This window comes from Actinomadura sp. SCN-SB (genome assembly GCF_043906805.1).
GTDB lineage: Bacteria > Actinomycetota > Actinomycetes > Streptosporangiales > Streptosporangiaceae > Spirillospora.
Genome location: NZ_JBIMPP010000035.1, coordinates 1 through 15,348, shown reverse-complemented (window position 1 = coordinate 15,348; position 15,348 = coordinate 1). Strand labels below are relative to the sequence as shown.

General features: G+C 71.4%; 12 protein-coding genes. 8 read left to right on the top strand and 4 right to left on the bottom strand.

From position 1 onward, the window contains the following. Positions 1-10 precede the first annotated feature (10 nt). From ruvB to ACGWYJ_RS22150, 6 genes are all read left to right on the top strand, one after another. Positions 11-1,090 carry a Holliday junction branch migration DNA helicase RuvB gene (ruvB, locus tag ACGWYJ_RS22175; RefSeq protein WP_395108163.1) on the top strand — a complete coding sequence of 360 codons (1,080 nt, stop codon included), beginning with the start codon at positions 11-13 and terminating at the stop codon, positions 1,088-1,090. 256 nt (positions 1,091-1,346) lie between these two features. Further along, a complete protein-coding gene (yajC, locus tag ACGWYJ_RS22170) occupies positions 1,347-1,862 on the top strand; it encodes a preprotein translocase subunit YajC (protein ID WP_395108162.1) in 516 nt (171 codons plus the stop codon). A 166-nt stretch (positions 1,863-2,028) separates the two neighbouring features. Continuing rightward, a complete protein-coding gene (gene secD, locus ACGWYJ_RS22165) occupies positions 2,029-3,849 on the top strand; it encodes a protein translocase subunit SecD (RefSeq protein ID WP_395108161.1) in 1,821 nt (606 codons plus the stop codon). 1 nt (position 3,850) lies between these two features. Beyond that, positions 3,851-5,032, top strand: a complete 1,182-nt coding sequence (gene secF / locus ACGWYJ_RS22160; RefSeq protein ID WP_395108160.1) for a protein translocase subunit SecF — start codon at positions 3,851-3,853, stop codon at positions 5,030-5,032. Positions 5,033-5,102: 70 nt separating this feature from the next. After that, entirely contained in the window at positions 5,103-5,627 is a 525-nt protein-coding gene (locus ACGWYJ_RS22155) for an adenine phosphoribosyltransferase (protein ID WP_395108159.1), read from the top strand. A 662-nt stretch (positions 5,628-6,289) separates the two neighbouring features. Then, complete coding sequence (locus ACGWYJ_RS22150) at positions 6,290-8,464, top strand: RelA/SpoT family protein (RefSeq protein ID WP_395108158.1); 2,175 nt, start codon at positions 6,290-6,292, stop codon at positions 8,462-8,464. Between the two features lie 9 nt (positions 8,465-8,473). Here ACGWYJ_RS22150 and aspS read toward each other — a convergent pair whose 3' ends face one another. From aspS to ACGWYJ_RS22135, 3 genes are read right to left on the bottom strand one after another with little or no spacing between them, the layout of a single operon-like run. After that, positions 8,474-10,231 (bottom strand): aspartate--tRNA ligase, encoded by a 1,758-nt coding sequence (gene aspS, locus ACGWYJ_RS22145; protein WP_395108157.1) that lies wholly within the window; start codon positions 10,229-10,231, stop codon positions 8,474-8,476. Next, positions 10,228-11,499, bottom strand: a complete 1,272-nt coding sequence (gene hisS, locus ACGWYJ_RS22140) for a histidine--tRNA ligase (RefSeq protein ID WP_395108156.1) — start codon at positions 11,497-11,499, stop codon at positions 10,228-10,230. The genes aspS and hisS overlap by 4 nt, the downstream gene beginning before the upstream one ends. Positions 11,500-11,511: 12 nt before the next feature. Then, positions 11,512-12,255: an MBL fold metallo-hydrolase gene (locus ACGWYJ_RS22135; RefSeq protein ID WP_395108155.1), complete on the bottom strand. Its 744-nt coding sequence runs from the start codon at positions 12,253-12,255 to the stop codon at positions 11,512-11,514. A gap of 315 nt (positions 12,256-12,570) precedes the next feature. Between ACGWYJ_RS22135 and ACGWYJ_RS22130 the strand changes: the two genes are divergently transcribed. Both ACGWYJ_RS22130 and ACGWYJ_RS22125 read left to right on the top strand, forming a co-directional pair. Continuing rightward, complete coding sequence (locus ACGWYJ_RS22130; protein ID WP_395108154.1) at positions 12,571-13,359, top strand: peptidylprolyl isomerase; 789 nt, start codon at positions 12,571-12,573, stop codon at positions 13,357-13,359. Between the two features lie 70 nt (positions 13,360-13,429). Further along, complete coding sequence (locus tag ACGWYJ_RS22125; RefSeq protein WP_395108153.1) at positions 13,430-14,668, top strand: DUF349 domain-containing protein; 1,239 nt, start codon at positions 13,430-13,432, stop codon at positions 14,666-14,668. Positions 14,669-14,700: 32 nt separating this feature from the next. Here ACGWYJ_RS22125 and ACGWYJ_RS22120 read toward each other — a convergent pair whose 3' ends face one another. Beyond that, complete coding sequence (locus tag ACGWYJ_RS22120) at positions 14,701-15,273, bottom strand: TIGR03086 family metal-binding protein (RefSeq protein ID WP_395108152.1); 573 nt, start codon at positions 15,271-15,273, stop codon at positions 14,701-14,703. Positions 15,274-15,348 lie beyond the last annotated feature (75 nt).

Below are 15,348 nucleotides of genomic sequence, written 5' to 3'. Positions count from 1 at the left end.
AGGCGCCGTCATGGACGCTGAGCCGGACAGGCTCGTCTCGGCCGACACCGGCGGCCCGGAGGAGCGGGTCATCGAGGCCGCGCTGCGCCCCAGGAAACTGGACGACTTCATCGGCCAGGAGCGGGTGCGCGAGCAGCTTTCGCTGGTGCTGCACAGCGCGCTGCGGCGCGGCCGCACCCCGGACCACGTGCTGCTGTCGGGCGGCCCCGGGCTCGGCAAGACCACCCTCGCCATGATCATCGCGGCGGAACTCGGCCGTCCCCTGCGGATCTCGTCCGGCCCGGCGATCGAGCGGGCCGGCGACCTGGCGGCGGTGCTGTCCACGCTGGCCGAGGGCGAGGTGCTGTTCCTGGACGAGATCCACCGGATGGCCCGTCCCGCCGAGGAGATGCTGTACGTCGCCATGGAGGACTTCCGGGTCGACGTCGTGGTCGGCAAGGGGCCGGGCGCCACCGCGATCCCGCTGGACATCGCCCCGTTCACGCTGGTGGGGGCCACGACCAGGGCGGGCATGCTGCCGGGCCCGCTGCGCGACCGGTTCGGGTTCACGGCGCACATGGACTTCTACGAGCCGGCCGAGCTGGAAGTGATCATCAAGCGGTCGGCGCGGCTGCTGGACGTCGTGATCAGCGACGAGGCCGCGGCCGAGGTCGCCGGGCGCTCCCGCGGCACGCCCAGGATCGCCAACCGGCTGCTGCGCCGCGTCCGCGACTACGCCGAGGTGCGCGCGGACGGCGTGGTCGACCTGGAGCTGGCCAGGGCGGCGCTGCGGCTGTACGAGGTGGACGACCGCGGCCTCGACCGGCTCGACCGCGCCGTGCTGGAGTCGCTGATGCGCAAGTTCGGCGGGGGCCCCGTGGGGCTGTCCACGCTGGCGGTGTCGGTGGGGGAGGAGCCGGAGACGGTCGAGGTGGTGGCCGAGCCGTTCCTGGTCAGGCAGGGTCTGCTGGCCCGGACGCCGCGCGGGAGGGTCGCCACGCCCGCCGCGTGGGCGCATTTGGGGATCGCCCCTCCGCCTTCGGCGCCGATGGCCGATTCGGCCGGTACGCTGTTCGCGTTGGAGGACGATGGCGACCTGCCCGGGAAGTGATCACCCGGGAAGTGATCACGGGGAGGCGTTCGCCCAGTAACGGCTTGGGAACTTCAACCGGTTCCCGATCGTCACGTCGTTGCCGGTGTCTTGCGCACTCTCTAGACTCCGGGACCGGTCACCCGTACCCGGCCGGCGCCTGCGTTTCGGATGGCTCGGAGTCTCGGACGGCTCGGATCGGACTCCGGACCGATCGGCGACAGCCGGGCGATCCACTGACAGGCCGGGCAAACCACATCGGAAGGATGCCCCAGCGATGGGCAGCGACATGATTATTGCGGCACAGCAGGGCGGTAGCGGGGCGTTCAACCTGCTGCTGCTCCTGGCCATTCCCGTGGTCTTCTATTTCCTGCTGATCCGCCCGCAGAGCAAGCGGCGCAAGGAGCAGCTGCAAATGCAGAGCTCGCTGCAGCCCGGGGCGCGGGTGCTGACGACCAGCGGCATTTACGCCGAGGTCGTGGCGGTGGACGACGACGGCCTCGAACTGGAGATCGCCGACGGCGTGACCATCAGGGTCGTGAAGCAGGCCGTCATGCAGGTCCTCAAGGACGACGCCGAGGAGGACGACGAGGACGGCGAGTCCGGCGACGACCTGACCGAGGACGAGGACCGCGCCGGGGACGAGGCCGGGGACGAGGCCGGGGAGACCAAGGCCGACCTCACGAAGTCCGCGCCCGCCGACGATGCCGACGAGTCCGCCGCCGACGAGGACGGCAAGCCCGCCGCGCAGGGAGCCGGCGCGGGCAAGGGCGGCAAGAAGTCCTCGGGCTGAACCGGGACGCCCCGGCGCCCCGGCCCGCCGACGCGGGCCGGGGATGACGGACCTTCCGGCAGCGGCCAACGACTGATGACGACGACGGGAAGTTAGACGACCAGTGGCTCCGCCTCGCAGAAACGTTCCCAATTCAGGGCGCACGCTCCTCGCGCTGTTCGTGGTCATGGGGGCACTCACCGGCGTGATGTTCCTGCAGGGGCAGCCCACCCCCAAGCTGGGGCTGGACCTGGCCGGCGGGACCACGGTCACGCTCACCGCCAAGACCGTCAACGGCGGCAACCCGCCGCCCACCCAGATGGACCAGGCCGTCCGGATCATGACCCAGCGGGTCAACGGCCTGGGCGTCTCGGACGCCGAGGTGGCCAAGCAGGGCTCCAGCAACATCGTGGTCAATGTGCCCGGTGAGGGCCAGGACCGGGTGGTCCAGCTCATCGGCACCACGGCCAAGCTCCAGTTCCGCCAGGTGTTCGCGGTGGCCGACGGACGTCCCCTCGGGGGCGCCGCCGCGACGCCCGCGCCCTCGGCCCAGCCGTCGGGGAGCCCCTCTCCCTCGGCCTCGCCGTCGGGCGGGGCGTCGCCGAGCGCCTCCCCGAGCGCGTCGCCGACCTCGCGGGGACGGGCGCTGTCGGAGGCCCTGGCCGCGCCCACGCCGACCCCGTCCGGATCGGCGTCGCCGTCCGCCTCGAACTCGGCGAGCCCCGCGCCCAGCGGGCTGCCCTCCGGGCTGCCCACGCTGGACCCCAACGCCGCGGCGCAGGACTACTCGGGCATCAACGACCCGAACGTGATCAAGCAGTTCGAGTCCCTGAACTGCTACGTGCCCGACAAGCGCGTCCCCGGGGCCAACGACCCCAACCGCCGGTTCGTCGCCGCCTGCGACCAGAAGGAAGAGAACGGCCAGGTCACCAAGTACATCCTGGGCCCGGTGCGGGTGCTGGGCGAGCAGGTCGAGGACGCGTCCGCGATGCCGCCGGACGCCACCCAGGGCCAGAGCAGCTGGTGGGTCAGCCTGAAGTTCAAGGGCCAGGGCGCCCGGCAGTTCGGCCAGGTCACCACCGAGGCGTACCGGCAGTACCAGCAGAACCCCGGCTCCCCGCGCTCGCAGGTCGCGATCGTGCTGGACGGCCAGGTGGTGTCGGCGCCCAGCATCAGCAGGGGCGCCATCACCGGCGGCACGGCGCAGATCGACGGGCCTCCGGAGAGCTTCACCCAGACCTACGCCACCGACCTGGCCAACGTGCTGAAGTACGGGGCGCTGCCGCTGGAGTTCACGCAGAGCTCCATCGACGAGGTGTCGTCCACGCTGGGCTCCGACCAGCTGCGCGGCGGCCTGATCGCCGGTGCGATCGGCCTGGTGCTGGTCGTGCTGTACTGCCTGATGTACTACCGGGGCCTGGGCCTGGTGGCGGTGTCCAGCCTGCTGGTGGCCTCCGGGATCACCTACGTGTCGGTGGTGATCCTCGGCGAGAACATGGGCTTCCGGCTGTCGCTGCCGCACATCATCGGCCTGATCGTCTCCATCGGCATCACCGCGGACTCGTTCATCGTCTACTTCGAGCGACTACGTGACGAGCTGCGCGCGGGCCGGACGCTCCGGCCGTCGGTGGAGACGGCGTGGAAGCGGGCGCGGCGCACCATCCTGGTCGCCGACGCGGTGACGTTCATGGCGGCGCTCGTCCTGTACCTCCTGGCCGTGGGCGGGGTCCGGGGCTTCGCGTTCGCGATGGGCCTGACCACGCTGATCGACGTGGTCGTGGTGTTCTTCTTCACCAAGCCGCTGGTGGGCCTGCTGTCGGGGACCCGGTTCTTCGGCCGCGGGCATCCGCTGTCGGGCCTGGATCCGTCCCGGTTGCACGCCAGGGCCGCCGCCGGCGCCCGGCCCGCCGGGGCGTCCGCCACCGCCGGTGGCGGACGCGCCGCCCCGGCCGCGGTCGGCGCCTCGCCGAGGGCCTCGTCCGCCCGTACCAAGAGCCAGGAGGCTTGAGATGCTTGGGCTGCGTGCCGTCCTCGCCCGTGTCTACCGGGGCGAGATCAGCGCCGACATCGTCGGCAAGCCCCGGCTGTGGTACTCGATCTCCGGCCTGCTGCTGGTGCTGTCCATCGCCGGCCTGCTCCTCCAGGGGCTGAACTTCGGCGTGGAGTTCAAGGGCGGGTCGGTCTTCACCTTCAGCAAGCCGGGCGCCTCGATCGAGAAGGTCCGCGAGGCGGTCACCAGCGGGGGCGCGCACCAGGCCATCGTCCAGAAGGCCGGGGGCGGCTGGCGGGTGACCACCGAAAGCCTGAGCTCGTCGGAGGTCACCGAGGTCAAGAACAGCATCGCCGAGGACCTGGGCATCCAGGAGTCCCAGGTCAGCACCCAGGTGGTGGGCGCGTCCTGGGGCGGTGAGATCTCGGAGAAGGCCTGGCGGGCGCTGCTGGTCTTCATGATCTTGATCATCGGCTATCTGTCCGTGGCCTTCGAGTGGCGGATGGCGCTGGCCGCGGTGGTGGCGCTGGTCCACGACCTGGTGATCACCGCGGGCATCTACGCCTGGTCCGGCTTCGAGGTCACCCCGGCGACGCTGCTGGGCTTCCTGACCATCCTGGGCTACTCGCTGTACGACGCGGTCGTGGTGTTCGACATGATCAAGGAGGTGACCAGACCGCTCGGCCCCACCTCCAAGGTCACCTACAGCCAGGCCGCCAACCAGGCGCTCAGCAGCACCCTGGTGCGCTCGCTGAACACCTCGCTGGTGGCGATCCTGCCGGTGGCGGCGATCCTGTTCATCGGCACCACGCTGTTCGGCGCGGGCACGCTGAAGGACCTGTCGCTGGCGCTGTTCGTCGGCATGATCGTGGGGACCTACTCCTCGATCTGCGTTGCCACCCCGCTGCTGGTGCAGCTCAAGGAGCGCGAACCCAAGTACCGCGAGCTGCGGGCCAACATCGCCCGGCGGGAGAGCAGCGCCAAGCGCAAGGCCAAGACCGCCAAGGCCGGTGCCGCGCTCACCAAGGCCCGGGACGGCCGTCCCGAGAACGGGGAGGACGAGCCGCCGCGGGACGACGCCCCCAAGGACGACGCGCCCGAGAACGCGATCCCGGCCTCGGTGACCGTCCGCAAGGTCGTCCAGCGCGGCCCGCGGCAGCAGCCCAAACGGGGCACCCGCCAGCAGCGCCGCGGCAAGTAACCCCGGAACGGACCCACCCGGCCGTGCCCCCCACGCGGCGGGCGCGGCCGGCGCCTGATCAGGAGACACGGTGGACCTCGACAAGCTGATCCAGGACCGGATCCGTGATGTTCCCGACTATCCCAAGCCGGGGGTGATGTTCAAGGACATCACCCCGCTGCTGGCCGATCATGTGGCGTTCGCGGGCGTGGTGGACGCCATCGTCAACCACCACGGCCGCGGCACCGTGGACAAGATCGTCGGAATCGAGGCGCGCGGCTTCATCCTGGCCGCGCCGGTCGCCTACCACTTCGGCGCCGGGTTCGTCCCGGTGCGCAAGAAGGGGAAGCTGCCCGCGAACTCCTTCGAGCAGACCTACGATCTGGAGTACGGCACCGAGACCATCGAGATGCACCAGGACGCGCTGGCCCCGGGCGAGCGGGTGCTGGTGGTGGACGACGTGCTGGCCACCGGCGGCACCGCCAGGGCCGCGGCCGACCTGGTCGCCCGTTCCGGCGCCGAGGTGGTGGGCATCTCGGTCCTGATGGAGCTGTCCTTCCTGCATGGACGGGACAAGCTCGGGAATCTGGACGTCCATTCGCTGGTTACGGTCTAGTACGAAATGGGCGGCGGATACACTGGCGCCTAACCCGGACGCGGAGCGTCCCGGGAGCCGGCCGGGGGATCCTTCCCGGCGGCGTCGCGAGCCCGGCGGGGGACGGGCGCATCCCGCGGGGCGAGGAGGTCGAGGCGTCCCAAGGTCTAGGAGGCTGGGTGCCCGGTGAGGTGGTATCGACCGGCGCGGTGACCGGGAAGGTGACCGGCGAGGCGGCGGGCCCGGCGGCGGAGCCGGGGAAGGACGCGGACCGCGCGACCGTGACGCCGGAAGGCGGGGAGCGCGTGCGCGGCGGTGAGCCCGCCCAGGCCCCAGAACGCCCTGAAAGCCCTGAGATCCCTGGATCCAGCCCGAACGAGGCATCGGCCCCGCAAGGGGCACACCGGCCGGATGAGGGCCGTACGGAGCCGGCTGGAGACGATCCCGGGTTCACCGGCCGGGCGCCCGCCCGCCCGAACCCGGCCCAGCGGCGTCCAGCACAGAGTCCAGCGGAAGGCCCAGCGCAGGCCCGCCCCGCGTCCACCGAACGCCGGTCGTCGTCCGCACACGCCCCGGCCCCTTCCGGTACGCCAGGCGCGTCCGGTACGGGCTCGTCGATTCCGCCGTCCGCCGCGCGGGTGCGGCGCCGGCTCGCCCGCCTCGGCTCCCAGCGCGGACCCGCCATGAACCCGGTACTCGAACCCCTCAGCAAGACGCTGCGCAACACCCATCCCAAGGCGGACCTGCGGCTGATCGAGCGCGCCTACGACGTGGCCGCCCACTACCACCGCGACCAGAAGCGCAAGAGCGGCGACCCGTACATCACCCATCCGCTGGCGGTGTCGGCGATCCTGGCCGAGCTGGGCATGAACACCGAGACGCTGTGCGCGGCGCTGCTGCACGACACCGTCGAGGACACCCCCTACACCCTGGAGCAACTGCGCGCCGACTTCGGCGACGAGATCGCCGCCCTGGTGGACGGGGTGACCAAGCTCGACAAGGTCAAGTACGGCGAGGCGGCCGAGGCCGAGACGGTCCGCAAGATGGTCGTGGCGATGTCCCGCGACATCCGGGTGCTGGTGATCAAGCTGGCGGACCGGCTGCACAACATGCGGACGCTGCGCTACATGCCGCGGCACAAGCAGGAGAAGAAGGCCCGCGAGACGCTGGAGGTGTTCGCTCCGCTGGCGCACCGGCTGGGCATGAACACGCTGAAGTGGGAGCTGGAGGACCTGTCCTTCGCCACCCTCTACCCCAAGCGGTTCGACGAGATCGCCCGGCTGGTGGCCGAGCGCGCCCCGCGCCGCGACGACTTCCTGCAGGACGTGATCGAGAACGTGTCCGCCGACCTGCGCGAGGCCAAGATCAAGGCCAGTGTGACGGGACGGCCCAAGCACTACTACTCGATCTACCAGAAGATGATCGCCCGGGATGTCGGCTTCGACGATATCTACGATCTGGTGGGCATCCGGGTGCTGGTCGACAGCGTCCGCGACTGCTACGCCGCCCTCGGCTCGATCCACGCGCGATGGAACCCGGTCCCCGGCCGGTTCAAGGACTACATCGCGATGCCGAAGTTCAACATGTACCAGTCGCTGCACACCACCGTGATCGGCCCGGAGGGCAAGCCGGTGGAGCTGCAGATCCGCACCTGGGGCATGCACCGGCGGGCCGAGTACGGCGTCGCGGCGCACTGGAAGTACAAGGAGGAGACGGTCGGCGGCCGCAAGGCCGGCGACATGCAGTGGCTGCGGCAGCTGCTGGACTGGCAGCAGGAGACCGCCGACCCGGCCGAGTTCCTGGAGTCGCTGCGGTTCGACCTGTCGGTCCAGGAGGTGTTCGTCTTCACCCCCAAGGGCGATGTGAAGCCGCTGCCGCAGGGCGCCACCCCGGTCGACTTCGCGTACGCCATCCACACCGAGGTCGGGCACCGATGTATCGGCGCGCGGGTCAACGGGCGGCTGGTCCCGCTGGAGTCGACCCTGGACAACGGCGACACCGTCGAGGTGTTCACCTCCAAGTCGCCCGACGCCGGGCCGAGCCGCGACTGGCTGAACTTCGTCAAGAGCGCGCGGGCCCGCAACAAGATCAAGCACTGGTTCACCAAGGAGCGCCGCGACACCGCGATCGAGTCCGGCAAGGACTCCATCGCCCGCGCGATGCGCAAGCAGAACATGCCGCTCCAGCGGCTGATGTCGGCCGAGGCGCTGCTGGCCCTGGCCCGCGACATGCGCTACCCGGACGTGTCGTCGCTGTACGCGGCGGTCGGCGAGGGGCACATCTCCGCGCAGCACGTGGTGCAGCGGCTGGTGGACGCGCTCGGGGGGGTGGAGAGCGCCGAGGAGGACCTCGCCGAGATCGCCGTCCCCACGCCGCGCAAGCGCACCCGCAGCACGGGCGACCCGGGCGTGGTCGTCGCGGGCGACTCCGACGTGTGGGTGCGCCTGTCGCGCTGCTGCACGCCCGTGCCGGGGGACGACATCGTCGGGTTCGTGACCCGCGGGCACGGGGTGTCGGTGCACCGTTCCGACTGCGCCAACGTCCTCAACCTGAAGTCGCAGCCGGACCGGCTGATCGACGTCAAGTGGTCCCCCGGCGAGGACTCGGTCTTCCTGGTCGCGATCCAGGTCGAGGCCCTGGACCGGCCGAGGCTCCTGTCGGACGTGACGCGGGTGCTGTCCGACCAGCACGTCAACATCCTGTCGGCGTCCGTCACCACCACCCGTGACCGGGTGGCGGTGAGCCGGTTCACCTTCGAGATGGGCGACCCCAAGCATCTGGGCCACGTCCTGAAGGCCGTCCGGTCCATCGACGGCGTGTACGACGTGTACCGGGTCACCAGCGGCACCCACCGGTGACCCGGGCCGTCACTCCTCCGGAGAGTCCTCGGGGATCACGTCGACCCCGGCCTCGGCGCGCTGCTCCTCGGTGATCGGGGTGGGGGCGCCGGTCAGCGGGTCGTGGCCGGACGCGGCCTTCGGGAAGGTGATCACGTCCCGGATGGTGTCCACCCCGGCCAGCAGCATGACCATGCGGTCCCAGCCGAAGGCGATCCCGCCGTGCGGGGGCGGGCCGTACTTGAACGCCTCCAGCAGGAACCCGAACTTGGACTCGGCCTCCTCCTTGGTCAGCCCCAGCACGTCGAACACCCGCTGCTGCATCTCGGCGCGGTGGATACGGAGCGACCCGCCGCCGATCTCGTGGCCGTTGCAGACGATGTCGTAGGCGTCGGCCAGGGCCTCGCCGGGACGGAGCTGGAAGTCGTCGGCGTACTCGGGCTTGGGCGCGGTGAACGGGTGGTGCACCGGCGTCCACCCGATCTGCTCGCCCTTGTCGTCCTCGGCGGGCTCGAAGATCGGCGCGTCCACCACCCAGCAGAACGCCCACGCGGACTCGTCGATCAGCCCGCACCGGCGGCCGATCTCCAGCCGGGCGGCGCCGAGCAGCTCGCGCATGGCGTGCGGCCTGCCGGCCGCGAAGAAGATCGCGTCGCCGGGCGCGGCGCCGGTCTCGGCGGCCAGGCCGGCCTTCTCCTGGTCCGACAGGTTCTTGGCGACCGGGCCGCCGAGCGTGCCGTCCGGCTGGACGAGCACGTAGGCGAGGCCGCGGGCGCCGCGCGCCTTGGCCCAGTCCTGCCAGGCGTCCAGCTCCCTGCGGGTCTGGGACGCGCCGCCCGGCATGACCACGGCGCCGACGTACGGGGCCTGGAAGACCCGGAAGGACGTGCCGGCGAAGTAGCCGGTCAGCTCGGTCAGCTCGGTGCCGAACCTCAGGTCGGGCTTGTCGGACCCGTACCGGGACATGGCCTCGGCGTAGGTGATGCGGGGGATGGGCCGCGGGATCTCGTACCCGGCGAGCTCCTTCCACAGCCGCGCCACCAGGTCCTCGGCCACCGCGATCACGTCGTCCTGCTCGACGAACGACATCTCGATGTCGATCTGGGTGAACTCGGGCTGCCGGTCGGCGCGGGAGTCCTCGTCCCGGTAGCAGCGGGCGATCTGGTAGTAGCGCTCCAGGCCCGCCACCATCAGCAGCTGCTTGAACAGCTGCGGCGACTGCGGCAGCGCGTACCAGTGGCCGGGCCGCAGCCGGACGGGCACCAGGAAGTCGCGGGCGCCCTCGGGGGTGGAGCGGGTCAGCGTCGGGGTCTCGACGTTGACGAACCGGTGCTCGCGCATGACCTCGTGGACGAGGAACGACCCCTCCGAGCGGATCCGCATCGCCCTGGCCACGGCGTCCCTGCGGATGTCGAGGTACCGGTACTTGAGCCGGACCTCCTCGTTGACGTTGACGTCGCCGTCGATGGGGAACGGCAGCGGCGCGGCCTCCGACAGCACCTCGATGTCGGTGGCGGCCACCTCGATGTCGCCGGTGGGCAGCTCGGGGTTCTCGTTGCCCTCCGGCCGGGCCCGGACCTCGCCGGTGATCTTGACGCAGTACTCCGACCGCAGGTCGTGCGCGGTGTCCTCTTCCCGGAACACCACCTGCGCGATGCCGGAGGCGTCGCGCAGGTCGATGAACGTGACGCCGCCGTGGTCGCGGCGGCGGGCCACCCAGCCGGCCAGCGTGACCTGCTGCCCGGCATGCTCCTTGCGGAGCGTCCCCGCCTCGTGCGAGCGGATCATCGTGACGACAGCCTTTCCCTCAGCGTGGTGACGATCTCGTCGAGCGGCACGGCGGCCTGGTCGCCGCCTTCCAGGTCCTTCAGCTGCGCGGACCCGGCGGCGATATCTCGCTCGCCGAGGATCACCGCGTACCGGGCGCCGGACCGGTCGGCGTCCTTCATCGCGCCCTTCAGCCTCTTGCCGCCGAACGCCATGTCGGCGGCGATCCCCGCCCGCCGCAGCTCGTTCACCAGGCCGAAGACCCGCCGCTCGGCCTCGTCCCCGATGGCGACGCCGAAGACCTGGCAGCGCGGCGGCGCGGTGAACGCGGCGCCCTCGGCCTCCAGCGCCAGGATCGTGCGGTCCAGTCCGAGGCCGAACCCGATGCCGGGCAGCTCGGGGCCGCCGATGTCCTCCGACAGGCCGTCGTAGCGCCCGCCGCCGCCGATGCCCGACTGCGCGCCCAGCAGCGGGTGGTCGAACTCGTAGGTCGTGCGGGTGTAGTAGTCCAGCCCGCGCACCAGGGTCGGGGTGTCCTCCCAGGCGATGCCGAGGTCGGACAGCAGCGCGCGGACCCGGTCGTGGTGGGCCTTGCAGTCCGCGCACAGGTGGTCGGCCATCAGCGGGGCGCCTTCGAGCTGCGCCCGCACCTCGGGACGCTTGTCGTCCAGCACCCGCAGCGGGTTGATCTCGATCCGCCGCCGGGTGGGCTCGTCCAGGTCCAGCCCGCGCAGGAACTCCTGCAGCCGGGCCCGGTAGGCGGGACGGCACTCCTTGCAGCCCAGCGAGTTCAGCAGCAGCCGCACCCGGGTGAGCCCGAGGGAGCGGTACCAGTTCCACGCGATCGCGATGGTCTCGGCGTCGACCTGGGGGTCCTCGGTGCCGATCGCCTCCAGGTCGAGCTGGTAGAACTGCCGGTACCGGCCGGCCTGCGGCTGCTCGGCGCGGAACGCCGGGCCCGTCGTCCAGATCTTGACCGGCAGCCCGCCCCGCTTGTGCAGGTTGTGCTCCAGCACCGCCCGCAGCACCCCGGCGGTGAACTCGGGACGCAGCGTGAGCGACCGGCCGCCGCGGTCCTCGAAGGTGTACATCTCCTTGCTGACGACGTCGGTGGACTCGCCGACGCCCCGCTTGAAGAGCGTGGTGTCCTCGAAGACCGCCAGTTCCAGGTAGCCGTATCCGGCCAGCCTGGCCTGCTCGGCGAACGCCTGGCGGATGGCCTGGAAAAGGTCCGCGCGCGGCGGAACATATTCGTTGACCCCCTTGGGGGCCTGAAAACTCGAACTCATGATGATGTCAGGTCAGAATCCCTTGGAAGGCCCTTCGGCCGGTGTCTGAGCCGAGTCTTTCAGGGAGGACGACCCCCCTGAACCCCCCGGCAGAAGCCCGGTGAGGAAAGGGTTGGACGCACGCTCGCGTCCGATGGTGGTCTGTCCACCGTGGCCGGGCAGGACGACGGTCGGGTCGGGCAGGGTCAGGCAGACCCGCGCCAGGCTCGCCAGGATCTCCTCGTAGGAGCCGCCCGGCAGGTCGGTGCGCCCGATCGACCCCTCGAACAGCAGGTCGCCGGAGAACATCACGTCGGGGATCTCCCCGGCGGGAGGCAGCCGGAACGTCACCGACCCCGGCGTATGGCCCGGGGCGTGGTCGACGGTGAACGACAGCCCCGCCAGCTCCAGGACGGCGCCGTCCGACAGCTCCCGCACGTCGTCGGGCTCGCTCAGCTCCAGCCCGCCGAAGAACTGCTGCCCGGCGCCGAGCGACAGGCCCTTGGCCGGATCGGTCAGCAGGTCGCGATCGTCCGGATGGATGTAGGCGGGGACGTCCTTGGCGCCGCAGACGGGCGCGACGGACCAGACGTGATCGATATGGCCGTGGGTCAGCAGCACCGCCACCGGCCGCAGCCGGTGCTCGCGCAGGATCTCCTCGATCCCGGCCTCGGCGTCCTGGCCGGGATCGATGATGACGCACTCCTCACCCGCGGCGGGCGCCACGACATAGCAGTTCGCGGCGAACGATCCGGCGGGGAACCCGGCGACGAGCACTGTCGTCCTTCCTTTAGGCCACGTGGAACGAGGCGCGCGCCGGGAGGGCTGTGGCCGTCCCGGCGCCGTCGGTCCTCACGCGCCGCGGCCGGGGCCACACCCGGCCAGCCGCGCGGTGCCTCCGAGGGTACCGGCGCGGCCCTGGCCACCGCGAACGAGATCCGCCGATCGCCGTGTCGGCGGCGCCGGGCCGAAGCGGCCCGGGAGCGGGCGGTCCGGCGGCGTTCGGGGGATCCGCTGTGGGCCTCGTGCCGCTACTATGCGCTGCACGTTCCCCTGATCTGATCACACCGGAGGCAAGGCACCGTGGCGGGTATGGACCGCAAGAAGGAGCTGGCGCGCCAGCGCTACCAGCGGCAGCAGCAGCGCAGGCAGGCCCAGGAGGCCCGTGCGCGCCGCGTCCGGATCATCGGGTCGATACTCGCCGTGGCCGTGATCGCGGGTGGCGTGGCCGCGATCGTGACCTTCACCGGCGACGACGGCTCCGACGCCGCCGCCAGCGCCTCCCCGACCCCGACGGCGGAGGCCGACCCCCAGGACGGCAAGCCCAAGCAGGAGATCGAGCTGCGGAAGGTGAGCGTCTCCGGGGGCGAGAACGGAACGGCCAAATGCAACTACCCGTCGTCGAAGGACCGGGGAGCGCCCAAGGGGCTGGGCAAGCCGCCGTCCACCGCGGCCTACAAGGGCACCGTGGAGGCGACGATCAACACCAGCCTCGGCGACATCAAGGTGGAACTGGACGCGGGCAAGGCGCCTTGCACCGTGAACTCCTTCGCGTTCCTGGCGGAGAAGAAGTACTTCGAGAAGTCCAAGTGCCACCGGCTGACGAGCGGCGGGCTTTCGGTGCTCCAGTGCGGCGACCCGACCGGAAGCGGCTCGGGCGGCCCCGGGTACCGCTTTGCCAATGAGAACACCAACGGGGCCAAATACACTCGCGGGACGCTGGCGATGGCGCACAGCCAGATGCCCGACAGCAACGGCAGCCAGTTCTTCATCGTGTACAAGGACTCCGCGGAGTTGCCGCCCGACTACACGGTCTTCGGAAAGATCACTTCCGGTATGGGGATCGTCGACAAGGTCGCCAATGCCGGGGTGGCAGCGTAATAGCGGCCATACGACTATGGTTTGAAAGGTCCGGTCATAACGTGAGAAGACCGGACTGTGATGGGAGGCAATGGTGTCCAGCGCCACCGATCCCTGGGGCCGGGTGGACGAAGACGGCACCGTCTACGTGAAGACGTCGGACGGCGAGCGCGTCGTGGGTTCCTGGCAGGCCGGCGCACCGGAGGAGGCCCTGGCCTACTTCAGGCGCAAGTACGACGCGCTGGTCACCGAGATCGGGCTGCTGGAGCAGCGGCTGCGCACCACCGATCTGCAGCCCGCGCAGGCGCAGGCCAGCATCGCCCGGTTGCGGGAGGCGGTCACCGACGCGCACGCGGTCGGTGACCTGGACGCGCTGGTGCGGCGCCTGGACAACCTGACCGAGGAGGTGGGGCGGCGCCGCGAGGAGGTCAAGGCCCAGCGCGAGCACGCCCGGCACGAGGCCCGCGAGATCAAGGAGCGGATCGTCGCCGAGGCCGAGCGGATCGCCGCCGAGGAGACCCACTGGAAGAACGGCGGCGAGCGGCTGCGCCAGCTGGTGGAGGAGTGGAAGGCGGCCGACCGCATCGACCGTCCCACCGAGACCGCCCTGTGGAAGCGGCTGTCCGCGGCCCGCAACGCCTTCACCAAGCGCCGCAAGGTCTACTTCGCGACCCTGGACGACCAGCGCGAGGAGGCGCGCAGGGAGAAGGAGCGGCTGGTCGCCGAGGCCGAGGCCATGCAGGAGTCCACCGACTGGGGCGAGACCGCCGCCGCCTACCGCGACCTGATGCGCCGCTGGAAGATGACCGGCCGCGCGTCGCGGGACGTCGAGGAGGACCTGTGGGCCCGGTTCAAGGGCGCCCAGGACGTCTTCTTCGCCGCCCGCGCCGCCGCGTTCGCCGAACGCGACGCCGAGCTGCGCGGGCACGCCGAGGAGAAGGAGAAGATCCTCGCCGAGGCCGAGCGGCTGCTCCCGGTGAGGGACGTCCGGCAGGCCCGGCAGGCGCTGCGCGCGATTCAGGAGCGCTGGGAGGCCGCCGGTCCGGTGCCCCGCGACCAGCGCGACCGCCTGGAGGGCCGGCTCCGCAAGATCGAGGAGACGATCCGGGCCGCCGAGGAGAAGGAGTGGCGGCGCACCAACCCCGAGGCGCGGGCCCGCGCCGAGGCCACGGTGGCGCGGCTGCGCGGCTCCATCGAGCGCTTGGAGAAGGACCTGGCCAAGGCTCGCGACGCCGGACGCGAGAAGGCCGCGAAAGAAGCCGAGGAGGCCCTCACCGCCCGCCGGGCCTGGCTGGAGGAGGCCGAGCGCGCGCTCGCCGAGTTCTCCTAGGGGCGGCACCGGCGGCTCCGAAGCCTGTTCGTCTAGGCGGTTCCCGGCTCGCGTCCCAGGAAGGAGAGCAGCCGGGTCTGTTCGGTGGCGCCCGGGGGCGGTGTGAGCGGCGGTCCCAGGCGGCCGTCGGCGCGCAGGTCGGCCGCCACCACCTGGGCGGTCGCGAACGCGTGATGCACCAGGTCCGGGTCGAGGCGGTCCGGCTGGCCGGTGGCGCGGGCCAGGTCCCAGGCGTGGACCAGCGGCTCCAGCACGTACCCGCCGAGGAAGTCGCCCAGCGGCAGCTCGCCCAGCCCGCCGAAGGCGATCGGGCGGCGCAGCGCCTCCGGGGTCAGCGCGGCGTCGCACTCCTTGCGGGCCGTGCGCCAGGCCAGCAGCGCGTCACCCGCCGCGAACCTGCCGGGTTCGGTGCCGGCGTCCGGGGCCTCCTCGCCGGTGGCCATCGCGATGATCGCGTACTGGCCGCCGATCACGTGGCCGGTCACGTCCCGCGCGCTCCAGCCGGCGCAGGGCGAGGGCGAGGACCAGCGGTCGTGCGGGACCCCGCCGACGATGCCCTCGAAGAGATCCAGTGCCCGGTGGTACCCGCTGAGTTTCTGCGCCATGGTGGCCAGTGACCCGCGAACACGGGTGGGTGTCAAGCGATATCGGAAGGTTGGCCTCACCCGTTCCGGGGGCGC